Origin of the sequence: Haloferax prahovense, assembly GCF_000723845.1 — an archaeon.
GTDB classification, from domain to species: Archaea; Halobacteriota; Halobacteria; order Halobacteriales; family Haloferacaceae; genus Haloferax; species Haloferax prahovense.
The window spans coordinates 2,279,108-2,301,084 of record NZ_LK053000.1 but is presented as its reverse complement, the minus strand read 5'-3'; the positions used below and the strand labels follow the sequence as shown (position 1 = coordinate 2,301,084).

The window sequence follows — 21,977 nt, the reverse complement described above, 5'->3', positions numbered from 1 at the left end:
CGCGCCTGCAAACTCAAGCCTTAACCCGCGGCCGACCCCACGTGGGGGCATGGTCGAAACTGAGACGTACACCATCGAAGGACCGGACGGAGACACCGAAGCACTCGAACTCCCCGCGGGCCTCGTCGATATCTTCTCGGAGCAGGGCGAAGACCCGACCGACGTCGTCGCCGACGTCGTCGTGCAGGCGTTCGCACAGCAGGCGCACGTCGTCGCTCACCACAGCGAGGGCGGTGCACCGGCCGACATCGCCGAAATCAACGAGAAGATGGAAGAGCTGTTCGAGGACCGCTTCGGCGTCCCGCTCTCCGACGCGCTCGGCCACTCGCACTAAGTGAGTTCGCGGTTGCTGTTTTCGCTGCCGTTCCGAGTCGAAGGCGAGAGCCGCGCGTCTGAGCCGCCGTGGCGGGTCCGCGGCGCTCAGATGAACGCCAGCGGCACCATGACGGCGAAGCCGGCGGCGAGTCCGGCGAGCAGTTCGACCCGACCGCCGCGCGGGAGGCGCTCGCCGAGTTCGAGCGCCTCGGGGATGAACTCCGTGAGGACGAGAAAGACCATCGCGCCCGCGGCGAAGCCGAAGCCGAACGGGAGGAACTCCCGCGCGATGCGGACGAAGTAGAAGGCGATGACCGCGCCGATGGGCTGGGGCAGACTGGAGAAGATAGCCCACCAGACGAGCTTCCAGTTCGAGACGTTCATCGACCGCAGCGGGATGGAGATGGCGAGCCCCTCGGGGACGTTGTGAATCGAGATGGCGAGAGTCATGAACACCGCGAGCAGCGGGACGACGAACCCGAACAGCTGGAAGCCGCCGTCGAGGCCGAGGTCGGCGAAAGAGACGCCGACGGCGACGCCCTCCGGGAAGCTGTGGACGGTGAGGATGCCGAGAATCAACAGCAGTTTGCGGAAATCGGCCTCCTCGTACTGCTTCGGGTTGACCTCCGCACCCTCGATGACGCGATGGGCGACGAGGACGAGTGCGACGCCCGCGAGCATCCCGATACCGAGTTGGAGCGGCGTCCCGTTGGCGAGCCCCTCGAAGACGAGTCCGAACAGTGACGCCGACACCATGATGCCCGAGGCGATACCCCACAGCGCCACGTTCCAGCGGTCGCTCACGTCGGAGACGAAGAAGAACGGAATCGCGCCGAGTCCGGTCGCGATGGCCGTGACGAGCCCGGCGAGAAAGACGAACGCGAGCGCAGAAAACTGGTCCATACCGAACGTAATCATTCGGTACCGATAAGTATTATCACATCCCATATACTTTTGGTTGGCCTAAACTCTGAATTGCGGATAGCTGCGCTCTACTGATTTAGACGGGCCAAAAACCCCCGTCATATTTATAATCGGTATTCTGATATATGCGTCGGCGTGAGCGATTGCTCGCCGGCGAGAGACGGTGAAGAAAAGACGTCGGTTCCGCGGTACACTCGTACCGAGCGCACCGGACGCACCGGGTGGAGCGTGTTCAGTCGTCGGCCGGCGACGCGCCCTCCGGCGAGTCGCTGTCGCCGCCCATGGGCGAGACGGGGGTGGCCGCAACGGAGCGGGCCGAACCCATCCAGCGCTCGACGTTGGCCGAGACGTAGTCGCGCGCGCCGAAGGCGACCGCGCCGCCGACGCCGATGGCGAGGGCCGCGGCGATGCCCCAGGCGAACGCCTGCGCGATGGTGAACAGGATGGCGACGTCGATGCCCATCGTGCTCAGGCCGATGACGACGGCGGTGAAGTAGAGGAACATCCGGGTGCCGACCGCGAAGACGCTCGTGTACGGCGTCTCGGTCGCTGCGCGGGTCCGCGTGATGGCGTCACCGATGAAGTCGGCGACGACGAACCCGAGGACGACGACGAGCAGGCCGGCCACGAACGACGGCGCGTACGACGCCGCGGTCGAGACCCATTCGGAGAACAGGTCGACCGCGAGCACGTCGGCGGCCGCGAGCACGGCGATGGCGTAGACGAACCACTTACCGAGCGTCCCGAACGCGCCCGAGACGGCCTTTTCGGTCCCGCCGAGAATCTTCCCGACGGGCGTTGCCAACACCGCCTTGTCGACCTCGACGCGGTCGGCGACCCGCGTGATGAGTCGGGCGGCGATGCTGCCGATGAACCAGCCGACGATGAGTATTAACAGCGCGCCCACGAGCCGCGGGACGAACGCGAGCACGGCGTTAGTCAACTCTGCGATGGACTCTGTCAACGTGACTTGTAACGGGTACATTGTTCCGGGTGGAACATCGCGCGCCCGACAGTTAGTTAAGAATATAAGAACCGTGAATAAAATCATCTCGTAATCGGAACCCTCCGATTTCGCCGATACTCGGTGAAACCGGACGGAGCGGCGGGCTACGGGTCGAAACGTCCGTTCCTCGTTCGACTCGCTCACCGGCGAGACAGTCTCGGGTGCGGGTGCGTCCGTCGTGGTTTAATCTCAGCTTGATTCGTCGCCGCGGTCGCGGGACCCAGTGCGCTCGTCGGCGAGGCGGCCGAGCTGTGTCGCGATTTCTTCCATGGCGACGACGAGTCGAGCGGCGTACCAGAGGACGACGACGGTGACGACGAGGAACACCCACGCGAGAATCTGCTGGGCGATGAGGAGCGCGTAGGCGAGCGTCAACACGAGGAAGACTACGACGGCGACTTTCGCGCCGGTGGAACGATGGAGGGGGATGTCGTCGGGTGATGGCGACATAGCCCGTTGTTCTTGGGGGGAGAAGTTATGTATTTGGCCGCCGCGGGCCGGCGGTGTCGACCCCCCTGCTGACGAGCGTAACCGGCCCAATTCTGTGGTATAAATCACGAACCATACCGATTAATTGCGCTACTGTATCGTGCCACCAAAGGCCGTGAGACGCCCCACACCACCGAGTTTATCAGTCAATGACCGGAATCAACAACCAATGGGAGAGCTATCCGAATTGTTCGCGCCGAACCGAATCGCGGTGGTCGGTGCGACCGAGCGCGAAGGAGCAATCGGGCGGGCAATCATGGACAACCTCGTCGACGAGTTCGACGGTGAGGTCGTTCCGGTCAACCCCAAGTACGACGAACTGTTCGGCCTGCAGTGCTACGGCGACGTCGGCGAGACGAACGCCGACCTCGCGGTCATCGTCGTTCCTCCGAAGGTCGTCCTCCCCGCGATGAAGTCCGCCGGGGAAGCGGGCATCGAGAACGTGGTGGTCATCACCGCCGGCTTCGGCGAGACGGGCAGCGAGGGCGCCGCCCGCGAGCAGGAACTCCGCGACATCGCCGAGGAGTACGACCTCAACGTCGTCGGCCCGAACAGTCTGGGAATCATGAACACGGACGTGGGCATGAACGCGACGTTCGGCCCCGACATGGCCCTCGACGGCAACATGTCGTTCATGAGCCAGTCGGGCGCGTTCATCACGGCCGTCATCGACTGGGCCAACGACGAGGACATCGGCTTCAAGGACATCGTCTCCTTGGGCAACAAGGCCGTCCTCGACGAGGCCGACTTCATCGAGGCGTGGAACGACGACCCCGACACCGAGGTCATCATCGGCTACCTCGAAGGCATCTCGGCGGGCCGCGAGTTCATCGACTCCGCCCGCGACGTGACGAAGGACACGCCCATCGTCCTCGTCAAGTCCGGGAAGACCGACGCTGGCGCGCAGGCCGCCTCCTCGCACACCGGCACCATCGCCGGCTCCGACGCGGCCTACGAGGCCGGCCTCGAACAGGCGGGCGTCATCCGCGCGGACTCCGTCCAGCACCTGTTCGACACCGCCCGCGTGCTGGGCGACCAGCCGCTCCCCGAGAACAAGGACGTCGCCGTCATCACGAACGCCGGCGGCCCCGGCGTCATGACGACCGACGCCATCGGCGAGTCGGAGCTGCAGATGGCCGACTTCACCGACGAGACGCTCGAAGCGTTCTCCGAGTCGCTGCCCGCCGAGGGGAACATCTACAACCCGGTCGACATCGTCGGCGACGCCGACAACGACCGGTTCAAGGAGGCCCTCGACGTGGCGCTCGCCGACGACAACGTCGGCATGGCGCTCGTCCTGACCTGTCCGACGGCCGTCCTCGACTACAACCAACTGGCCGCCGACACCGTCGAACTCCAACAGGAGTACGACAAGCCCATCGCCGCCTGCTTCATGGGCGGCGAGCGCGTCGAAACCGCGTCCGACGTGATGAAAGACGCCGGCATCCCGAACTACTTCGACCCCTCGCGCGCCGTCGACGGCCTCGAAGCCCTCTCGGAGTACGCCGACATCCGCCAGCGCGAGTACGACGCGCCCACCGAGTTCGACGTGGACCGCGAGCGCGCCCGCGACATCCTCGAAACCGTCAAGGAACGCGACGAGACTCGCCTCGGGGTCGAGGCGATGGAACTGCTCGACGCCTACGGCATCGAGACGCCGACGGGTGACATCGTCGACGACCCCGCCGACGCGCTCGACGTCGCGGAGAACATCGACGGCGACGTCGTGATGAAAATCGTCAGCCCGGACATCCTCCACAAGTCCGACATCGGCGGCGTCAAGGTCGGCGTCGAAAACGAGGACGTCTACGACGCCTACGAGGACCTCATCACCCGCGCGAAGAACTACCAGCCCGACGCCAACATCCTCGGCGTGCAGGTCCAGGAGATGGTGAACCTCGACGACGGCGTCGAGACCATCGTCGGCATGAACCGCGACCCGCAGTTCGGCCCGCTCATGATGTTCGGCCTCGGCGGCATCTTCGTGGAAATCCTCGAAGACACGACGTTCCGCGTCGCGCCCGTCTCCGAGGCGGAAGCCGAGGACATGACGAAGGAAATCGACGCCGCGCCGATGCTCCGCGGTGCCCGCGGTAACGACCCGGTCGACATCGGCGGCATCACGGAGACCATCCAGCGGCTCTCCCAACTGGTCACCGACTTCCCGGCCATCCTCGAACTCGACATCAACCCGCTCGTCGCGCTGCCGGACGGCGTGAAGGCCGTCGACGTTCGACTCACCGTGGACCCGGACGAACTTTAAACACTTCACCACCCTACCATTCAACAATGAACACGGTACTCGTCACCTCGACCGGAGAAAGCACCGGGAAGACCGCAATCACGCTCGCACTCGGCGTCCTCGCCAAGGAGCGCGGACTGGACGTGGGCTACATGAAGCCCAAGGGCACCCGCCTGCAGTCCAGCACCGGAAAAACCCTCGACGAGGACCCGATGCTCGCCCGCGAACTGCTCGACATCGACGCGGAGATGCACCAGCTCGAACCCGTCGTCTACTCCCCGACGTTCATCCAGGGTGCCGTCCGCGGCAAGGAGAACGCCGAGGAGCTTTCGGAGGTCATCTCCCACCACTTCGAGGACATCTCGGCCGGCAAGGACCTGATGCTCATCGAGGGCGGCGGCTCCTACCGCACCGGCGGCATCGTGGACCTCACCGACGGCGACGTGGCGAACCTCCTCGACGCCGAGGTCATCCTCGTCGCCGACTACCAGCACCCGAGCGACCTAGACGACGTGGTCGCGGCGGTCGAAGACATCGGCCCCGACCGCCTCGCGGGCGTCGTCTTCAACCGCGTGAGCGACGCCTCCTACGACGAACTCGAAACGGAGGTCGCGCCGTTCCTCGAAGCCCGCGGCGTCCCCGTCCTCGGCGTCGTTCCGACCGAAAAAGACCTCGCGGGCGTCACCGTCGAGGAACTCGCGAACGAACTCGGCGCGGACTTCGCGACCGACGCGCCGACGGACGCCTTCGTCGAGCGCTTCCTCGTCGGCGCGATGGGCGGCGACGCGGCGCTTCGCTACTTCCGCCGCACGAAGAACGCCGCGGTCATCACCGGCGGCGACCGCGCGAACATCCAGCGCGCCGCGCTCGAAGCCCCCGGCGTCAAGTGCATCATCCTCACCGGCGGCCACCGACCCGTCGGTGCCGTCATCGGTAAGGCCGAAGAGAAGGGCGTCCCGGTGCTTCTCGTCAACGGCGACACGCTCTCGGTGACCGACCGCGCCGAGGACATCGTCAGCACGGGTCGCACCCGCGACGAGCGCACGGTCAACCGGATGCGCGACCTGCTGTACGAACACGCCGACATCGACGCCATCATCGGAAACATCGAACCGTCCGGTGACGGCGCGGCCGACGACGACGAGTAACGACCGACGCGTCGCTATCGTCGACTACTTTTTCCGAATTCGGACTCAGACCCCGTTTCCGTCGCTCTCGTGCCTATCGAGGTAGTCGTTGACGAGCGACGGTGCGCCGACGCCGACGGCGAGGAGCGCGAGAAACGAGAGCGTGAACTGCCCGCTGGCCGCCTCCACGAGGTAGGCGGCCGGGAGGGCTGCGAGGACGAAGGCGGTGACGACGAGCGTCTGTCGAGAGACCATACGCCCGCCACGTCAGTCAGGAAGTTAACAGCTTTGCGCCTAACAGCGCCAGCCGCGGTCGGTGTCGTTCAGGAGTTCCGCGCCGTCGTCGGTGACGACGACGAGGTCTTCGATTCGGACGCCGAACTCGTCGGGGAGGTAGACGCCCGGTTCGACGCTGAAGACGTTCCCGACCTCGAGTTCGCGGTCGCTCCCGGCGACGATGTAGGGTTCTTCGTGCACGTCGAGGCCGACGCCGTGGCCGGTCCGGTGGATGAAGCGGTCGCCGTAGCCCGCCTCCTCGATGACCTCGCGGGCGGCGCGGTCGACGTCGCCGGCGGCGACGCCCGGTTCGACGGTCTCGACGGCGGCGGTCCGTGCGGCCTGCACGACGCCGTGGACCTCGGCGAACTCCGCGGGTGGCTCGCCGGCGAAGACGACGGTGCGCGTCTGGTCGCTCGGGTAGTGGTCGACGACGGTGCCGAAGTCGAGGACGACCGGGTCGCCCGACTCGATGACGCGGTCGCCGTGGCTGTGGTGGGGCATCGCGCCGTTGGGGCCAGAGCCGACGAGCGGGCCGAAGGGAATCCCCTCGCCGCCCTCGTCGGCGAGGAGGCGCTCGATTTCCGCCGCGAGTTCGTTTTCGGTCATACCGACGGCGTCCGCACCCATGTCGCGGACGCGTTCGACCGCGCGGTCGACGGCCGCGCCGGCGCGGCGGAGCGCGTCGAGTTCGGCGTCGTCCTTCCGCGCGCGGAGCGGGGCGACGACCTCGCTGGCGAGGCCGAAGTCGGCGTCGGGGAGCGCCGCCCGGAGGTCCTGCGAGAAACGGGCCCACATCGTGTCGTCGACGAGGACGCGCCCGCCGGCGAGGTCGAAATTCGAGACCACGTCGTCGAGGGCGTCACGCGGGTCGTCGTCGTCGCTCCACGTGCGCACGTCTCCGACCCACGACTCGGCGCGGACCTGCGTCTCGTAGAGGTCGGGGACGAGAAACGCCGGTTCGCCCTCGCGGGGGACGAAAAGAAGCAGGTGCCGCTCCGCGGGTTCCTCGTCGAAGCCCGAGAGGTACAGCAGGTTTCGGCTGGGGAACAGTACGGCGGCGTCGGCGTCCGCGTCGGCCAATCGTTCCTGACACGCGCGGGTCCGTCGTTCGAAGGGCGTCATGCGAGTGGATACGGGCGGCGGATGAAAAGCGTGGGCGGTCCGCGGGAGCGCGTCGAGGCGCGAACCATCGGGTGGGGCCGGTACGAGGGCGTCCCGCAGGCGGCCTACGCCCCGAGGTCGAGCGGGTCGTAGAGCTGGCCGGTGATGGACTCGAAGGCGTCGGAGGCGGTCACGAGGCCGACCACGGAGCCGCCTTCGGGGTCGCGGACCATGGCGAGTTCCTGATTCTCCGCCTGGAAGCGGTCGATGAGGTCGCTGACCGAGAGGTCCGAGGGAACCGAAAGCGGGGGCGCGGCGATGTCTTCGAGGCGGCGGTCGCCCGACTGGAGGCGGTCGATGTTCGAGAGGACCGTCGGCGCGTAGACGACGCCCCGAACGTCGTCGAGCGAGTCGCCGACGAGCGGGAACCGCGAGTGCTGGGGGTTCGCCCGAATTCGTTCGAGGCTCTCGTCGGTGCTCGCGTCGACCGAGAGCGCGACGACGCGGTCCGCGGGAACCATCACGTCGCGGACGGGTAACTCGCCGATGCGAAGCGCGTTCAGGACCTCCTCGCGGCGGTCCTCGGGGAGCGAGCCCTGCGCGAGGATGTCGCCCATCTGGCTTCGGACCTCGCCGCGGGTGAGCCGGGTGCCCTCGCCGGCGGCGTCACCGTCGCCGTCTTCCTCCTCGTCGATTTCGGCTTCCTGCCACGACCGGGTTATCTCGACGCCGACGAGCGACAGCAGGCGCTTTGCCAGCCAGTCGGCGACGACGATGACCGGGTACATGAGCTTCGTCCAGCCGTACAGGACGGGCGCGGTGTACTTCGCCACCGTGCGAGAGCGCTCGACGCCGAGGTACGTCGGCACCTGCTCGCCGAGGACGACGTGCGAGAGGTTGATGACGACGAGCGCCAGTCCGACCGACAGCGACGTGTGGGAACCCGCCGCCCCACCGCCGCCGAGGACCGCGGCGAAGGTGGCCGCGACGGCCGGTTCGGCGACGACGCCGAGGCCGACGCTAGCGATGGTAATCCCGACCTGACAGCCCGAGAGGTACACCTCCAGCCGCTCTGTCATCTCCCACGCGAGTTCGAGGCCGCGAGACCCCACGAAGGCGGACTCGTCGAACTGCGGCACGCGCGTCATCGCGAACTCCGAGACGACGAAGAAGGCGTTCGCGAGCAACAACACGAGGCCGCCGCCGAGCCGAAGCGCGGTGTCGACACCTACCATGTGGGTCGAGCGTTCGAACCGGACTCTCGTGAGCGTGTCGGCTCCGGTACGACGTTGTGGTTTTTCGAGGAATTATTTTAAACTCAAAAATGTGCCGTAACAACTATGTTTTCGACGGCCGCGGTGTCTGGTATGCGTCAGCAACACAGGCGGACGTTCCTGAAGCTGAGTGGTTCCCTCCTCGGTGGGATCGCCGCCGGGTCGACCGTCGTCGCGGCCGAGCGGACCGACCGGTTCATCGTCGACCTCGGGGGCGGCGACGCGTCGGCGGCGACGAGCGCCGACCTGGAGGTCGTCTACGACCTCTCGCCGGCCGGCGTGGTGGTCGTCGAGGGGAGCGAGTCGGCCGTCTCCGCCCTGAACGCGACCTACGCGCCCGACGTGGAGATAACGCTCGACGCGCCGGCGGTCGAAGACGCGGGTCCGGCCGATGCGGTCGACGAACCCGGCTACGCCGCGCAGTGGGACAAACAGAGCCAGCGGATTCCGGCGGTCCACGACGTGACCCGCGGGGAGGGCGCGCGCGTCGCCGTCATCGACACCGGCGTCGCCGCCGACCACCCGGACCTCGAACACGCGGTCAACGCATCGCTCTCGCGGAACTTCACCGGCGACGGCTTCGGCGCGGGCGTCCCCGCGGGCGGCGACCACGGCACCCACGTCGCGGGCATCGTCGCCGCGAACGACCGAAACGAGACGGGCGTCGTCGGCTCCGCGCCGGGGGCCGAAGTCGTCGACTGCCGCGTGTTCTCGCCGAACACGCTGGCCTCGTTCGCCGACATCCTCGCGGCCCTCGTCTACAGCGCCGAAATCGGCTGCGACGCCGCGAACCTCAGCCTCGGTTCCTACCCGGTCCCGCGACAGGGCGAAGGGAAGTTCTACGGTAAAGTGCTGAACAAGACGCTGACCCACGCCAACCGCTCGGGGACTGTCGTCGTCGTCGCCGCCGGCAACGACAGCGCCGACCTCCAGCACGACGGCGGCATCATCAGCCTCCCCAACGAGGGGGCACAGGCGCTCAGCGTCAGCGCGACCGGACCCAAGGGGACCGCCTTCGACGCGGGCGACGCCGAAGAAGGACCGAAGACACCGGCGTTCTACACGAACTACGGGACCAACGCCGTCGGCGTGGCCGCGCCGGGCGGCGACGCCCTCCTCTCCGCGCAGGAGACCAACCCCGAAACGTGGTTCTACGACCTCGTCTACAACACCGTCTCGACGCCCGCCTACGACGACGACGGGAACTACGTCGGCTCGGCGAACGGCTACGGCTGGAAGGCCGGCACCTCGATGGCCGCGCCGCAGGTCGCCGCCGCCGTCGCGCTCGTGCGGTCGGTCGAACCGGGTCTGAACGCGAATCGGGTCGCGTCGAAACTCGGCCGCACCGCGACCGTCCCCGAGGGGTCCGACAAGGCGTACTACGGGGCCGGCTACCTCGACCCGCTGGCCGCCGTCACCGAGTAACGGCCTCCGCGCCCCCGAGGAGGTTCACCGAGCGAACTGATACCTTAGCTCTCGAACACCTTTATCTCGCGAGGCGTCGCATTGTCACTCATGAGTTGGAAAGCAATCGACGCCCTCGACGACGCCCGTGACGCCACGGCGTCGCTCCTCCTCCCGTTCGACGCGGGTCGATGGGCGCGCCTCGCACTCATCGCCCTCTTCGTCGGCGGCCTCGGCGGGAGCGGCGGTGCCGGAAGCAACACCGGAACGACCACCCCGACCGGAGGCGGGTCGACCGACATCCCGGTCGACTCGCTACCCGGCTTCGTGACGCCCGAAAACGTCGTCGCCGCCGTCATCGCGATTGCGGCGGTCGCTATCGCCCTCAGCATCGTCTGGTCGTTCGTCGGCTCCGTGATGCAGTTCGTCCTCGTGGACGCCGTCGTCACGAAAGACGTGCGCATCCGAAAGCCGTTCCGCGAGCGCTTCTGGCTCGGCGTCAGGCTGTTCGGGTTCCAAGTCGGCCTCCTCGTCGCCGTGCTCGCGGTCATCGGAATCCCGGTCGCGGCGGTGTTCCTCGGCTCCGTCGCGTTCACGCCCGCGGTGGCCCTCTTCGCTATCCCGCTCGTACTGCTCGGGCTCCTGTTGGTGTTCGTGCTCGCGGTCGTCATGCAGTTGACGACCGACTTCGTCGTCCCGACGATGATAGCCGAAGACCGCGCCCTCCTGTCGTCGTGGGGCCGGGTCGTGCCGGTGTTCCGCGCCGAGTTCTCCGAGTTCGGGCTGTACGTCATCGTCCGGTTCATCCTCGGCATCCTCGCGAGCATCGGTATCGGCATCGCGGCCCTCCTCGCCCTGCTCGTCGTCGCCATCCCCTTCGCCATCGTCGGCGGCGGGGCGTTCCTCGCGCTCAACGCCGCGAACGTCGCGTTGACCTCGACGGTCGGGCTGGTCGTCTTCGGCGCGCTCGGGCTCCTGTTCGTCCTCGCGGCCATCGCGGTCGGCGCGGTCGTCCAGATGCCCGTCGTGACCTACTTCCGGTACTATTCGCTGTTCCTGCTGGGCAGCGCCGACGACTCGCTCGACCTCGTCTCGCAGTTCCGGTCCGACGACGACTCGTCGGCCCCGGAAGGCCCGACCCCCGCGTAAGGACCGGCGACTCGCTTCGCCGTTCCGCCTCCGTTTTCACGCCGTCGCCGACGTGGCCGCCTCGCGGTCCAGCCGCCCGAGAAGCACGAGAATCGGAACCATCAGCGCGCCACCGACGACGAACGGTGCCCAGAACGCGACGGCCGTGTAGAGTCCGCCCGCCAGCGCCGGCCCGAACGTCCGGGCGAGGCTCCCCGCGCTCTGGGTGAGGCCGAACGCGCCACCCTGCTCGTCGTCCGTCGCCGAGCGGGAGACGAGCGTGTTCAAGGAGACGTTCGTGAGGGCGTTGCCGAACGACAGCGGCGTCATCACGACGAGGAGCGCGAGCACGCCCGCCGGGAGGACGGGACCGACCGGGAGTATCCTTCCGAGGTCGGGGACGAACGCGCCCAGTTGGGGTGAAAAGGGAACGGCCGCGAGCGTGAGCACCTGAATCGCCGCGCCGGCGACCGCGAGTCGGTACTCGCCGAAGCGGTCGGTGAGCGGGCCGACGAGGCCGCCCTGAACGACCGCGAGGACGACGCCGACGTAGGTGAGGATAATCGCGTTCTCGGTCGCGCCGTAGCCGTACTGGTCGTTGGTGAGGAAGATGAACTGGCTTTCGAGCGCCGAGAAGGCGAAGGAGACGAGGAAGAAGGAGGCGACGAGCGTGCCCAGTCCGGGCGACCGGAGCGCGGAAAGGAGCTGTTGGACGCGGGACTCGCGGTCCCCGGCCGGCGTCCCGCGCGCTTCGGGCGGCCGCGACTCGGGCAGGACGAAGAACGCGACGACGAGGTTCGTTCCGGTGATGGCCGCGGCGGCGAAGCTCGGCAGCGAGAACTCGGAGACGGGGACGAACGCGGGCAGGAGGTCCCGGGCGGCCGCGACGACCGGCTCGCTGGCGAAGAAGCCGCCGAGCGCGGGGCCGAACACGAAGCCGAGGCCGAACGCGGCCCCGAGGAGACCGAGCCCCTTTGCACGCTCGTCCGCCGCGGTGATGTCGGCGATGTACGCCTGTGCGGTGGCGATGTTGCCGCCCATCGCGCCCGCGAGCATCCGCGCGGCGAACAGCACCGCGAGCGACCCGGCGACGCCGAACAGGAGCCACGCGAGGACGCTCCCCGTGAGCGACAAGAGGAGCACGGGTCGCCGACCGCGGGAGTCCGACAGGCGGCCCAAAAACGGCGCGGCGAGGAACTGCATCGCCGAGTAGGAGGCGATGAGCAGACTCCCGACGAACTCCGTCGCACCGAACGAGAGCGCGTACAGGGGAATCACCGGGATGAGGATACCGAAGCCGAGGAGGTCGACGAAGACGATGAAAAAGACCACCCCGAGCGCCCGACGCGGGTTCTCGACTGTCATCGTCTCCTCGTTGGCGGGGTGTCGAATAACCGCACCGATACCCTCCGTCTCGGGGGGCAAGCGGTGATTAATTAATACGTTGACAATCCTGAGTGTCAGTATGTCCTTCGAATGGGTCTCGTACTTCACGTGCGAGGAGTGTGGGCTGGAACGCCCGTCGCCGGAGGTTCCCTACGACCGCCTCGGATACGCCGTCTGTCCGAGTTGCGGCGCGGAGACGCGCCCGGCCGCCTCGGCGACGGTCGACGCCTCGACGCCGGTGGATGGGTAGACACTTCGGGCTCCGCCGCCATCCCCCGGTATGAGCTGGACGGAAGTCCGTCGGGACGACCGCATCGTGGAGTGGGAGCGAAGCGACGGTCACGCGACTATTCGGCTCCGTCGCGGGCCGAACGCGTGGCACGTCAGGGTCGACCGACTCTATCAGTCTGCCGAGGGCCGCGGCTACGAGGGTGAGCGGTTCGAGTCGGAATCCGAGGCCCGCGAGACCGCCGAGGCGTGGAAGGACGAGTACGACGTGGAGAACTGAGCTACTGGAGTCGGCGCGTCGTCTCGACCAGCGGGTGTCGCGCGTAGTCGACGATATCGATGTCCGAGATAGATTTGAGGCCCTCTTTTTCCGCGGTCCGCTGCATGCCGAGTTCGACGGGGTCGTCGACGACGATGACGTAGGCGTCCATCTCCTCGATGCCGATTCGGTCGGCCGCGAGGACGCGGTGGTGGCCGTCGGCGAGGAGCAGCGTCCCGTTGTTGTCGATGACGACGAGCGGCTCCGCGAGGCCGCGTTCGAGTTCGTACCGGCGACCGTCGAGTTCGTCGGCGTAGACGCGGGCCTGCGTGGGAATGAGGTTCGAAAGCGAGACCGTGCGGCGCTCTTGATGGACCGTGATGCCGTGAATCTGTTCGAGCGTCCGCATGAGTTTGCCCACTTTCTCCGGCGTCGCGCGCTCGATTTGGCTCCGGATGACGTCGGTGTTCGAGATGATGCCGACGAGGTTGCCCGCGTCGTCGACGACCGGGAGCTTCTGGATGCCCGACCGGAGGATGACGCGGGCGGCGTCGTTCACGTCCATCTCGGGGTGAGCGACGACGAGGTCCGTCGCCATCACCGTCTCGATGGGGGCGGCGTCGTCGGCGAGGAGGATATCGCGCGCCGTGACGAAGCCCTCGGCCTTGCGGCCGTCGCAGACGGGAAACCCGTTGTGCCCGTCGCTCTCCGCGATGCGTTGGGCGACGTCCGCGACCGTGTCGGTCGGAGAGACGGTCTGGACCTCGCGCGTCATGTACTCCTTGACGGTCGCTTTGGTACTCATCTCCCACCTCATAGGGCCACCGTCGGCAAAAACGTGTGGGCGTTCACTCATCGAGCGGGTACTCGAAGGCCACGTCGGTATCCAGACTCGGCGTCGGCGTCGCGTGCTCCAGCGTCTCGAACATCCGCCCGGCGACGATGTCCGTGACGATGGTGGCGAGCGACTCCCGCGAGTCGTCGCCCACGTCGTCGAGGATGCCCAGTGGAATCTGTGCGCCCGCCATATCCGCGTGGCCGCCGGCGCTCCCGATAGAGCCGAGGGCGTCGCGGAACGTCTCACCGAGGTCGATTTTCGCCCCGCGGGCGCGACCGGAGACGTAGACGGTGCCGTCCATCAGGCCGTAGACGACCGTCACCTCGACGCCCTCCATCCCGAGGAGGTGGTCGGCGGCCTGCGCGAGCGCGTCCCGCTCGCGGATGTCGCCGACGTTCGTCGTGAGGACGTTCCCCCGAACGTCGCGGTTCGAGATGGCGCGGGCGAGCGTCTCCATCGTCTCGGAGGTCAGACTCGGCGTCTCGACCCGTTCGAGCAGGTCCACGTCGACGTGAGGGATGAGGAAGGCGGCGGCCTCGAAGTCGGCGGTCGAGACCTCCCGCGTGAAGTCGTTGGTGTCGACCTGAATCCCGAACAGGAGGGCCGTCGCCACCGTCGTGTCGGGGACGATGCCGAGCCGTTCGAGGTACTCCGCGAGCAGCGTGCTCGTCGCACCGACGCCGCGTCTGAGGTCCACGTACGCCGCTTCGACCGGCGCGCGCGGCGGGTGGTGGTCGATGACGATGTCGATGGTCGTCTCCGGCGGCAGGCGGTCGTTGACGCCCGGCCGGGAGTGGTCGACGAGCGCGAAGCCGGCGTACTCGTCGTCCGCCGGAACCTCGTCGAGAACCCGAAGGTCCAAATCGAGGAGGTTCACGAGCGCGCGGTTCTCCTGGTGAGAGATGTCGCCGAAGTAACACACGTCTGCGTCGACGCTCGCCCGCTGGGCGATGGCCTGCAACGCCAGCGCCGCGGCGATGGCGTCGGGGTCCGGGTTGTCGTGCATCACGACCGCGAGCCTGCCGTCGAGGTTTCGGAGGACCCGCATCAGGCGGTTCAACCGCTCCGTGTGCGACGTGCCGACGGCGTCGAGGATTCGACCGGAGACGATTCGACGCGGGTCGATGACCTCGTCGGCGATCGCGTCGATGTCGGCGCGGACCGACGGGTCCGCGTCGTCGCCGAGGTAGACGACGAGCGGCGCGTCGGGGAATCGGTCGCGGGCCGCGCGCGCCGCGTCGAGGTTCGACGCCGAGGACTGCCCTCCGACGATGACGAGGTCGACCGCGTCGGGGTAGTTCGACGGGTCTGCGGGGTCGCCCTCCCTCGCGGCGATGCCGTCCGAGCGGAGGTCATCGGCGCGGCCCTTCCGGTCCGTGACGACCGTTACCGTCCCCCCGCGGTCGGCGAGTAGCCCGACGAGGTTCCCGCCGAGCGACCCGCAGCCGAGAACCAGGCGACGTACCATACACGGAGGGTCGGACTCCGGCCGCAAAACCCTACCGTCCTCCCATCCGGCGATGATATTATGTCATGCCAACGCATGACACATATACGATGGAACTCGAGACGCAACTGCTCCCCGAGTCGCGAGCCGAGTCGTTCGTCCGAACCTGTCGAACCGTCGTCGGCGACGACCTCAGGAGCGTGACGTACTTCACGCACGACCGCTGCGACCAGATATACCTCCGAAGCGACCTCGAAGCGGACGCCGACCTCACCGGGTTCGTCGAACACGAGACCGACGGGTTTCAGGCGCGGACCGCCTACCGCGGCTCCGAACTCGGGAACTACCGATACACCGTCCGTGCGTTCGACCACGGGTACCTCACCCGGGTGACGGCCGACGACAAGGGCGTGTTCGTCACCACCGACGGCCTGACGCTCAGGCGTTCCGAGGAGCTGGCGTCGGCGCTCGGCGAGTTACTGCGAGAATAAAAGAAACCGAATCGAACCGAATCGCCGAAACGCTCAGAAGAGCGCGGCGGCGACGGTCTGAGCCGTCTCGATGACGGGTTGGAAGCCGGGCAGGAGCAGGACCGTCCCGACCGCGGCGAAGATGATCGCCACGTAGAGACCGACCGGCTGGCTGCCGATTTCGAGGGGCTTCGACGGCTCCTCGATCCACATCGCCTTCACGACGCGGCTGTAGTAGAACAGCGACAGCGCGCTGTTGACCGCGCCGACCGCGGCGAGCCACCAGAAGCCCGACCCGATAGCCGACTCGAACAGGGCGTACTTCGAGAAGAAGCCGCCGAACGGCGGAAGCCCCGCGAGCGAGAACATGAAGACGGTCATCGCCGAGGCGGCGATGGGTGCCTTCGACGCGATACCGTTGTAGTCCTCGAAGGTGCGGCCGAGACCCCACTTTTCGACCATGGCGATGAACAGGAACGCGCCCGTGTTCATGAAGCCGTAGACGAACAGGTGGGCCATGCTCGCGCCGAGCACGTCACCGTTCGCGGCACCGCCGTCAGTGGTGATTGCCGCGAGGCCGATGAGTGCGTACCCTGCGTGACCGATAGAGGAGTACGCGAGCATCCGCTTGACGTTGTTCTGGGTCGCCGCCGCGAAGTTACCGAGCGTCATGGTGACGACGGCGAGCACCGCGAACAGCAGCGACCAGTCGACGCTCCCGCCGCCGACCGCGGTGACGGTTTCGAGGGGGAACGCGACGGTGAACACGCGGAAGGCGACGGCGAAGCCGGCCGCCTTCGACGCCGACGAGAGGAACGCGCTCACGGGAGCGGGCGCGCCCTCGTAGGCCTCCGGCGCCCAGAAGTGGAACGGGACGGAGGCAGTCTTGAATGCGAAGCCGCCGGCGATCATCAGCACGCCGAGACCGAGGACACCGACGAGTTCGGTGCCTTCGGCGAGCGACGCGGCGACTTCCGGGAGCACCAGCGAGCCGGTGACGGCGAACACGAGGCTGATACCGAACGCGAACACCGCCGACGACAGCGCGCCGATGAGGAAGTACTTCAGACCGGCCTCGATGCTGCCGCGGTCCTTCTTGAGGAACGCGACGAGCGCGTACGAGGGCAGGGACGCCAGTTCGAGGCTGATGAAGACTGTCGCCAGCGAGTTCGACATCCCCATGAGCGTCATGCCGGTCGTGGCGAATATCACGAGCGAGTAGAACTCACCCTGGTGGGCCTCATCCGCGAGGTAGTCGTAGGAGGCGACGGTCACCATCGCGGCGACGCTGGTGAAGATGAGCGTGAAGAACAGGCTCATCCCGTCGACGACGAGCGCGTCGCCGTACAGCGAGATAGCGCCGCCCGTGGACTCCATGCCGGTTCCGTTGATGAGGAACCAGCCGGCGATACCGCCGGCGGCGAGCGCGCCGAGCGTCGCCGTGCCGGCCAGAAGGCCGTTGTTCGTGGAGTCCGGGTCGATGGTGTCGATGAGCAGCAGCGCGAGCCCCGTCAGCGCGAGCACGATGGCGGGAGCCGTCGCCGCCCACTCTGGGAGCGTCTGGAGGGGCGTCATCTAGAACGCACCTCCCAGTTCGAGAATCGGGTTAACCGCGTCCTGAATCATCGTGAAGAAGATGTCCGGAGAGACACCGAGCACGATGGTGAGCAGGAGCAGCACCGCGAGGGGTGCGACGTCGTGGAACGGCGCTTCCGTGATGTCGTAGTCGCCGTCGAACCGGAAGGGTCCGAACAGCGTCCGCTGCATCGCGAACAGCAGGTAACCGGCGACGATGACGATACCGAACATCGCGGCGCCGGTGAACAGCGGCATGGCCTCCATCACCGTGGACTCGAACGCGCCCTTGAAGATGAAGAACTCGGCCGCGAAGCCGGCCATGAGCGGCAGACCCATGTACCCGAACGCACCGGCGACGAAGATGCCCGCCGTGACGGGCATCCGGTCGGCGATGCCGGACATGTCCGACACCATGCGCGTGTGGGTCGTGTTGTAGATGACGCCGACGGCCATGAACATGAGTCCCGAGATAAGACCGTGGGCGACCATCTGGAAGGTCGCACCGCCGACGCCGTAGGTGGTGTAGGCGATGAGACCGAGGATGACGTACCCCATCGACGAGACGGAGGAGTACGCGACGATGCGCTTGAGGTCCTGCTGGGCCAGCGCGAGCAGTGCGCCGTAGATGACGCTTGCGACGGCGAGCAGGGCGATGGGAAGCGCGAAGGCGCGCGCCGTCTCCGGCAGCATCGTGAAGTTGAACCGGAGCAGGGCGTACGTACCCATCTTCAGGAGGACCCCGGCCAGCATGACCGACACCGGCGTGGGGGCCTCAACGTGTGCGTCCGGCAGCCACGTGTGGAGCGGGGCGACCGGGACCTTCACCGCGAACCCGAAGAACATCGCGACGAACGCGACCGACGCGAGCGCGCCGGCCGACAGTCCCGCGAAGCTCCCGAGCTGTCCGGCCTGCAACGCCTGCGCGATTTCGGGCAGGCGGAACGACGAGATCGAGTCGCCGAGACCGAACACGAGCGAGATGAACCCGATGAACATCACGAGCGACGCGATGTTCGTGTAGACGAAGAACTTGATAGCCGCGTACTTGCGGCGTGGGCCGCCCCAGACGCCGATGAGGAAGTACATCGGCAGGAGCACAGCCTCCCAGAAGATGAACCAGACGAAGAAGTCGAGCGCCGTGAAGACGCCGAGCAGGTTCGCCTCCATGAGAAGCATCAGGCCGAAGAACTGGGACTGACGCTCCGAGATGGGCGTCCACGCGCTGACGATAGCGAGCGTGGTGAGGATGGTCGTAAGGACGACAAGCGGCATGCTGATGCCGTCGACGCCGACCATCCAGTGAATGTCGTACTGGCCGAGTTGCAGCCAGGCGACGTCTGTCTCGAACGCGATGTTCCCGCCGAGTAAGGCGTTCCCGCTCGCGTCGTACTGTTGCCACATGTAGAGGCTCCCGACGACGGGAGCCAGACTCAGCGCGAAGGCCGCCTTGCCGGCGTACCGGTTCGGCAGGACGAAGGTGACCAGCGCGGCGAGGAACGTGACTGCGATGAGCGCTTCGATTATCATGCGAACCAACCTCCGAGCAGACCGAGACCGAGAAGCAGCGCGGTCAGACCGAGCGTGAGGAGCGCGGCGTAGTTGCTCACCACACCGGTCTGAATGCGCTTGACGCGACCGCCAGCGAACAGGCTCACGCTGGAGATACCGTTGACGACGCCGTCGACGATACCCTGGTCGAACTTATCGAGGACGCGCGAGATGGGTTGGACGACGCCGGTCGCGATCCAGACCTGGTACTCGTCTTGGTAGTAGTTGTTGTACAGTACGGTCTTGATGCTCCCGAGCTTGTCCGTGTGTTCGACAGGCTCGGGGACGTTGTACAGCACGTGCGCGAGCGCGGCACCGCCGAGCGCGAAGCCGAGCGAGACGGCCGCCCCGATAGCAACCGTTCCGGCCTCGCCGCCGATGTAGCCCGAACTGTACGGGATGAGTTCGGCGTAGTGGTGCGCGTTCAGCGAGCTGAAGCTCCCGTCGAGGAACTGGTGTAGGAAGTCGATGCCCTTGATACCGAAGAGCTTCTCGACCGGGACCATGTTGACGAGCCCGGTCGTCGCGGCGAGCACGCCGAGGACGGCGAGCGGACCCTTGACGTTCCAGCGAACGCCGTGGGGGTCACGCGCCGTTCCGGACCGTGGCTCGCCGTGGAAGGTGAGGAACACCATCCGGAAGGTGTAGAACCCCGTGAAGAACACGGCGAGCAGGCCCATCGCGTACGCGGCGAGCAGAATCGGACTGCCGCCGAGGCCGTGGATGAGCGTCTCGTAGAGGACCTCGTCTTTCGACCAGAAGCCCGCGAACGGGACGATGCCCGCGAGGGCGAGCGACCCGGAGAGGAACGCGTAGTAGGTCACGGGCATCTTGTCTTTCAGACCGCCCATGTCCCACATGTTCTCGTTGTGGTGCATCGCGATGATGACCGAACCGGCACCGAGGAAGAGCAGCGCCTTGAAGAAGGCGTGCGTCATGAGGTGGAACGTCGCCGCGACGTAGCCACCGGCACCGAGGCCGAGCATCATGTAGCCGTACTGGCTGATAGTCGAGTACGCGAGCACCTGCTTGATCTCTTTCTTGACGACGCCCATGGTCGCCGCGAAGAGAGCGGTGAATCCGCCGATGAGGGCGATGATAGCGAGCGTCGTCGGCGTCAGCACGTAGAACCCGTACATCCGGGCGACGAGGTAGACGCCGGCCGCGACCATCGTCGCTGCGTGGATGAGCGCGGAGACGGGCGTCGGACCTTCCATCGCGTCCGGAAGCCACGTGTGCAGGGGGAACTGCGCGGACTTACCGACGACGCCTCCGAGAACGAGGAGGCCGACGACGGTGAACCACGCCTGTTCGCCCATACCGAGGAACGTGTTGACCGAGTGTTCGCCGTTGAGCGCCTCCTCGGCGAGGACCGGGAAGGCGTCCGGACCGGCGAAAGCGGCGGAGCCGAACGTCGCGAAGACGGCGACGACGCCGATGAGGAAGAAGTAGTCACCGAAGCGGGTGACGAGGAACGCCTTCTTCGCGGCACTCGGCGGGCCGTCCTGCCGGAAGTGGAAACCGATGAGCAGGTAGGAACACAGGCCCACCAGCTCGAAGAACATGAACGCCATGAGCAGGTTGTCGGCGACGACGAACCCGAGCATGGAGGCCGTGAACAGGCCGAGTCCGGCGTAGTAGCGCGGGAGGCCCGTCTCGCCCTCGTCGTTCATGTATCCGAGGCTGAAGATGTGGACGAGGAGCGCGACGAGCGTCACGATGACGAGCATCATCGACGAAAGCGGGTCGATGAGCAGACCGAACGTCAGGTTGATCGCGTCGAGGCCCTCCGCCCACGTGTAAATCGTTTGGTTGTAGGTCTGTCCGCCGCTGACGGCGAAGAACGTCGCGATGGACAGGACGAACGAGCCTGCCGTCGCGCCGATGCCCGCCAGCGCGCCTCCCTTCGGCATGTACCGTCCCGCCCCGAGTGCAATCAGGAACGAGAGGAACGGGAGGAGGACGATGGCCGGAGCGAAGTCTAAGATACCTGCCATATATTACCACCTCATCGTGGTCGCGTTGGTCACGTCCACGTCGTCGAAGTTACGGTACAGTACGAGGATGATACCGATACCGACTGCGACCTCCGCGGCCGCGAGCGCCAGCGTGAACAGGGTGAACGTTTGCCCCGTAACGTTCCCCCAGTAGAGCGAGAACGCGACGAGATTGATGTTTGCGGCGTTCAGCATCAGTTCGACCGACATCAGGAACAACAGCGCGTTCCGTCGAGTCAAGAGGCCGAAAATGCCGATGCAGAACACGGCTGCCGACAAGAGCAGATAGTATTGCGGGGGCACCATCAGCGGTCACCCTCCTCGTCGTCGAACAACGTTCGCTTGATTTCACGGCCGCCGTCGGTCAGAATAGTCCGCATCTGACCACCCTCCTCGCGCCGTGCGAGGTGGATGGCACCGTCAAGAGCGACGTCGAGCGTTACCGCGATGACGATGAACGCGGCGAGGAACCCTTCCCCGGCGACGTCCCCGAAGTCGAGGTTGAACATCGAATAGCCGATGCTCGCGGTGATGTTTGCTCCCTCTGCGAACCCCTGTGGGTTCGGGAACGACGCGCCGAGGAACACGACCGCCATCACGACGAACAGCGCGACGGCAGCCAGTCCGGGCACGAGGTGCGAACCGAGTTTCAGCTGCGGTTTCGTGGTCATGTACTACTCACCTCCGGATCGATACGCGTCAGCATCACGGCGAACGTGATGAGAATCAGTACCCCGCCGACGTAGACGAGGACTTGCATGGCGGCGAGGAACTCCGCCTGCAACATCACGTAATGCACCGCGACGCTCAAGAGCGCGCCCCCGAGCAGGAGTGCGGAATGCCAGATGTCCCGCACGAGGACGACGCCCAGGCTGCAGCCCACGGTGACGAGGGCGAACAGCGCGAACGCGATGGTTTCATAAACCATTGTGTATGT

Annotated in this window: 23 protein-coding genes; 8 read left to right on the top strand and 15 right to left on the bottom strand. The window is 66.6% G+C overall.

The window, feature by feature from the left end; all coding sequences use genetic code 11:
* Positions 1-49 precede the first annotated feature (49 nt).
* A complete protein-coding gene (locus tag BN984_RS11515; RefSeq protein WP_008092543.1) occupies positions 50-334 on the top strand; it encodes a DUF7545 family protein in 285 nt (94 codons plus the stop codon).
* Positions 335-420: 86 nt separating this feature from the next.
* Here BN984_RS11515 and BN984_RS11510 read toward each other — a convergent pair whose 3' ends face one another.
* The 3 genes from BN984_RS11510 to BN984_RS11500 all read right to left on the bottom strand — a co-directional run bounded on the left by BN984_RS11510 (position 421) and on the right by BN984_RS11500 (position 2,695).
* The gene (locus BN984_RS11510) at positions 421-1,218 is read right to left on the bottom strand and encodes a ZIP family metal transporter (RefSeq protein WP_008092541.1); all 798 of its coding nucleotides are present in this window, start codon (positions 1,216-1,218) and stop codon (positions 421-423) included.
* A gap of 253 nt (positions 1,219-1,471) precedes the next feature.
* Complete coding sequence (locus BN984_RS11505; protein WP_008092539.1) at positions 1,472-2,224, bottom strand: mechanosensitive ion channel family protein; 753 nt, start codon at positions 2,222-2,224, stop codon at positions 1,472-1,474.
* A gap of 210 nt (positions 2,225-2,434) precedes the next feature.
* On the bottom strand, positions 2,435-2,695 hold the full coding sequence (locus BN984_RS11500; protein WP_008092536.1) for a hypothetical protein: 261 nt from the start codon (positions 2,693-2,695) through the stop codon (positions 2,435-2,437).
* Positions 2,696-2,903: 208 nt separating this feature from the next.
* Between BN984_RS11500 and BN984_RS11495 the strand changes: the two genes are divergently transcribed.
* Complete coding sequence (locus BN984_RS11495; protein WP_049968281.1) at positions 2,904-4,997, top strand: acetate--CoA ligase family protein; 2,094 nt, start codon at positions 2,904-2,906, stop codon at positions 4,995-4,997.
* A 26-nt stretch (positions 4,998-5,023) separates the two neighbouring features.
* Positions 5,024-6,124 carry a phosphotransacetylase family protein gene (locus BN984_RS11490; protein ID WP_008092532.1) on the top strand — a complete coding sequence of 367 codons (1,101 nt, stop codon included), beginning with the start codon at positions 5,024-5,026 and terminating at the stop codon, positions 6,122-6,124.
* 45 nt (positions 6,125-6,169) lie between these two features.
* Here the strand turns inward: BN984_RS11490 and BN984_RS11485 are convergent, their stop codons facing one another.
* The 3 genes from BN984_RS11485 to BN984_RS11475 form a co-directional block, all read right to left on the bottom strand.
* Complete coding sequence (locus BN984_RS11485; RefSeq protein ID WP_008092530.1) at positions 6,170-6,358, bottom strand: hypothetical protein; 189 nt, start codon at positions 6,356-6,358, stop codon at positions 6,170-6,172.
* Between the two features lie 39 nt (positions 6,359-6,397).
* Entirely contained in the window at positions 6,398-7,504 is a 1,107-nt protein-coding gene (locus BN984_RS11480; RefSeq protein ID WP_008092528.1) for a M24 family metallopeptidase, read from the bottom strand.
* 104 nt (positions 7,505-7,608) lie between these two features.
* On the bottom strand, positions 7,609-8,718 hold the full coding sequence (locus BN984_RS11475; RefSeq protein WP_008092526.1) for a CNNM domain-containing protein: 1,110 nt from the start codon (positions 8,716-8,718) through the stop codon (positions 7,609-7,611).
* A 132-nt stretch (positions 8,719-8,850) separates the two neighbouring features.
* On the opposite strand from BN984_RS11475, the gene BN984_RS11470 reads away from it, so the two are divergent.
* Positions 8,851-10,182, top strand: coding sequence for a S8 family peptidase (locus BN984_RS11470; RefSeq protein ID WP_049968617.1), 1,332 nt, complete (start codon positions 8,851-8,853; stop codon positions 10,180-10,182).
* A gap of 90 nt (positions 10,183-10,272) precedes the next feature.
* Positions 10,273-11,310: a DUF7544 domain-containing protein gene (locus BN984_RS11465; protein WP_008092522.1), complete on the top strand. Its 1,038-nt coding sequence runs from the start codon at positions 10,273-10,275 to the stop codon at positions 11,308-11,310.
* Positions 11,311-11,346: 36 nt separating this feature from the next.
* On the opposite strand, the gene BN984_RS11460 is transcribed toward BN984_RS11465, so the two are convergent.
* Positions 11,347-12,654, bottom strand: a complete 1,308-nt coding sequence (locus tag BN984_RS11460; protein ID WP_049968616.1) for an MFS transporter — start codon at positions 12,652-12,654, stop codon at positions 11,347-11,349.
* A 100-nt stretch (positions 12,655-12,754) separates the two neighbouring features.
* Here BN984_RS11460 and BN984_RS19765 point away from each other — a divergent pair, with 100 nt between their 5' ends.
* Both BN984_RS19765 and BN984_RS11455 read left to right on the top strand, forming a co-directional pair.
* The gene (locus BN984_RS19765) at positions 12,755-12,925 is read left to right on the top strand and encodes a hypothetical protein (RefSeq protein ID WP_008092516.1); all 171 of its coding nucleotides are present in this window, start codon (positions 12,755-12,757) and stop codon (positions 12,923-12,925) included.
* Positions 12,926-12,955: 30 nt separating this feature from the next.
* A complete protein-coding gene (locus BN984_RS11455) occupies positions 12,956-13,183 on the top strand; it encodes a DUF7543 family protein (RefSeq protein ID WP_008092514.1) in 228 nt (75 codons plus the stop codon).
* A gap of 1 nt (position 13,184) precedes the next feature.
* Here the strand turns inward: BN984_RS11455 and BN984_RS11450 are convergent, their stop codons facing one another.
* Both BN984_RS11450 and BN984_RS11445 read right to left on the bottom strand, forming a co-directional pair.
* Positions 13,185-13,967: a CBS domain-containing protein gene (locus tag BN984_RS11450; RefSeq protein WP_004977633.1), complete on the bottom strand. Its 783-nt coding sequence runs from the start codon at positions 13,965-13,967 to the stop codon at positions 13,185-13,187.
* A 43-nt stretch (positions 13,968-14,010) separates the two neighbouring features.
* The gene (locus BN984_RS11445; RefSeq protein ID WP_008092513.1) at positions 14,011-15,468 is read right to left on the bottom strand and encodes a DHHA1 domain-containing protein; all 1,458 of its coding nucleotides are present in this window, start codon (positions 15,466-15,468) and stop codon (positions 14,011-14,013) included.
* 89 nt (positions 15,469-15,557) lie between these two features.
* On the opposite strand from BN984_RS11445, the gene BN984_RS11440 reads away from it, so the two are divergent.
* Entirely contained in the window at positions 15,558-15,938 is a 381-nt protein-coding gene (locus tag BN984_RS11440; protein ID WP_008092512.1) for a DUF7522 family protein, read from the top strand.
* A 33-nt stretch (positions 15,939-15,971) separates the two neighbouring features.
* Here the strand turns inward: BN984_RS11440 and BN984_RS11435 are convergent, their stop codons facing one another.
* From BN984_RS11435 to BN984_RS11410, 6 genes are read right to left on the bottom strand one after another with little or no spacing between them, the layout of a single operon-like run.
* Positions 15,972-17,492, bottom strand: coding sequence for an NADH-quinone oxidoreductase subunit N (locus BN984_RS11435; RefSeq protein WP_008092511.1), 1,521 nt, complete (start codon positions 17,490-17,492; stop codon positions 15,972-15,974).
* Positions 17,493-19,022: a complex I subunit 4 family protein gene (locus tag BN984_RS11430; RefSeq protein WP_008092510.1), complete on the bottom strand. Its 1,530-nt coding sequence runs from the start codon at positions 19,020-19,022 to the stop codon at positions 17,493-17,495.
* Entirely contained in the window at positions 19,019-21,040 is a 2,022-nt protein-coding gene (gene nuoL / locus BN984_RS11425; RefSeq protein ID WP_008092507.1) for an NADH-quinone oxidoreductase subunit L, read from the bottom strand. Before nuoL ends, BN984_RS11430 begins: the two co-directional genes overlap by 4 nt.
* Before the next feature lie 3 nt (positions 21,041-21,043).
* Positions 21,044-21,346, bottom strand: a complete 303-nt coding sequence (gene nuoK / locus BN984_RS11420) for an NADH-quinone oxidoreductase subunit NuoK (RefSeq protein WP_008092506.1) — start codon at positions 21,344-21,346, stop codon at positions 21,044-21,046.
* Complete coding sequence (locus BN984_RS11415; protein ID WP_008092505.1) at positions 21,346-21,711, bottom strand: NADH-quinone oxidoreductase subunit J family protein; 366 nt, start codon at positions 21,709-21,711, stop codon at positions 21,346-21,348. Before BN984_RS11415 ends, nuoK begins: the two co-directional genes overlap by 1 nt.
* Positions 21,708-21,968: an NADH-quinone oxidoreductase subunit J gene (locus BN984_RS11410; RefSeq protein ID WP_004977641.1), complete on the bottom strand. Its 261-nt coding sequence runs from the start codon at positions 21,966-21,968 to the stop codon at positions 21,708-21,710. Before BN984_RS11410 ends, BN984_RS11415 begins: the two co-directional genes overlap by 4 nt.
* Between the last annotated feature and the right edge of the window lie 9 nt (positions 21,969-21,977).

What these genes read in the sequence shown, in the direction of transcription:
- BN984_RS11475 (WP_008092526.1), bottom strand. Translation starts at nt 8,718, where the DNA reads ATGGTAGGTGTCGACACCGCGCTTCGGCTCGGCGGCGGCCTCGTGTTG.
- BN984_RS11430 (WP_008092510.1), bottom strand. Translation starts at nt 19,022, where the DNA reads ATGATAATCGAAGCGCTCATCGCAGTCACGTTCCTCGCCGCGCTGGTC.
- BN984_RS11465 (WP_008092522.1), top strand. Translation starts at nt 10,273, where the DNA reads ATGAGTTGGAAAGCAATCGACGCCCTCGACGACGCCCGTGACGCCACG.
- BN984_RS11460 (WP_049968616.1), bottom strand. Translation starts at nt 12,654, where the DNA reads ATGACAGTCGAGAACCCGCGTCGGGCGCTCGGGGTGGTCTTTTTCATC.
- BN984_RS11515 (WP_008092543.1), top strand. Translation starts at nt 50, where the DNA reads ATGGTCGAAACTGAGACGTACACCATCGAAGGACCGGACGGAGACACC.
- BN984_RS11485 (WP_008092530.1), bottom strand. Translation starts at nt 6,358, where the DNA reads ATGGTCTCTCGACAGACGCTCGTCGTCACCGCCTTCGTCCTCGCAGCC.
- BN984_RS11410 (WP_004977641.1), bottom strand. Translation starts at nt 21,968, where the DNA reads ATGGTTTATGAAACCATCGCGTTCGCGCTGTTCGCCCTCGTCACCGTG.
- BN984_RS11450 (WP_004977633.1), bottom strand. Translation starts at nt 13,967, where the DNA reads ATGAGTACCAAAGCGACCGTCAAGGAGTACATGACGCGCGAGGTCCAG.
- nuoL (WP_008092507.1), bottom strand. Translation starts at nt 21,040, where the DNA reads ATGGCAGGTATCTTAGACTTCGCTCCGGCCATCGTCCTCCTCCCGTTC.
- BN984_RS11505 (WP_008092539.1), bottom strand. Translation starts at nt 2,224, where the DNA reads ATGTACCCGTTACAAGTCACGTTGACAGAGTCCATCGCAGAGTTGACT.
- BN984_RS19765 (WP_008092516.1), top strand. Translation starts at nt 12,755, where the DNA reads ATGTCCTTCGAATGGGTCTCGTACTTCACGTGCGAGGAGTGTGGGCTG.
- BN984_RS11455 (WP_008092514.1), top strand. Translation starts at nt 12,956, where the DNA reads ATGAGCTGGACGGAAGTCCGTCGGGACGACCGCATCGTGGAGTGGGAG.
- BN984_RS11510 (WP_008092541.1), bottom strand. Translation starts at nt 1,218, where the DNA reads ATGGACCAGTTTTCTGCGCTCGCGTTCGTCTTTCTCGCCGGGCTCGTC.
- BN984_RS11490 (WP_008092532.1), top strand. Translation starts at nt 5,024, where the DNA reads ATGAACACGGTACTCGTCACCTCGACCGGAGAAAGCACCGGGAAGACC.
- BN984_RS11500 (WP_008092536.1), bottom strand. Translation starts at nt 2,695, where the DNA reads ATGTCGCCATCACCCGACGACATCCCCCTCCATCGTTCCACCGGCGCG.
- BN984_RS11445 (WP_008092513.1), bottom strand. Translation starts at nt 15,468, where the DNA reads ATGGTACGTCGCCTGGTTCTCGGCTGCGGGTCGCTCGGCGGGAACCTC.
- BN984_RS11415 (WP_008092505.1), bottom strand. Translation starts at nt 21,711, where the DNA reads ATGACCACGAAACCGCAGCTGAAACTCGGTTCGCACCTCGTGCCCGGA.
- BN984_RS11495 (WP_049968281.1), top strand. Translation starts at nt 2,904, where the DNA reads ATGGGAGAGCTATCCGAATTGTTCGCGCCGAACCGAATCGCGGTGGTC.
- BN984_RS11470 (WP_049968617.1), top strand. Translation starts at nt 8,851, where the DNA reads ATGCGTCAGCAACACAGGCGGACGTTCCTGAAGCTGAGTGGTTCCCTC.
- BN984_RS11435 (WP_008092511.1), bottom strand. Translation starts at nt 17,492, where the DNA reads ATGACGCCCCTCCAGACGCTCCCAGAGTGGGCGGCGACGGCTCCCGCC.
- BN984_RS11440 (WP_008092512.1), top strand. Translation starts at nt 15,558, where the DNA reads ATGGAACTCGAGACGCAACTGCTCCCCGAGTCGCGAGCCGAGTCGTTC.
- BN984_RS11480 (WP_008092528.1), bottom strand. Translation starts at nt 7,504, where the DNA reads ATGACGCCCTTCGAACGACGGACCCGCGCGTGTCAGGAACGATTGGCC.
- nuoK (WP_008092506.1), bottom strand. Translation starts at nt 21,346, where the DNA reads ATGGTGCCCCCGCAATACTATCTGCTCTTGTCGGCAGCCGTGTTCTGC.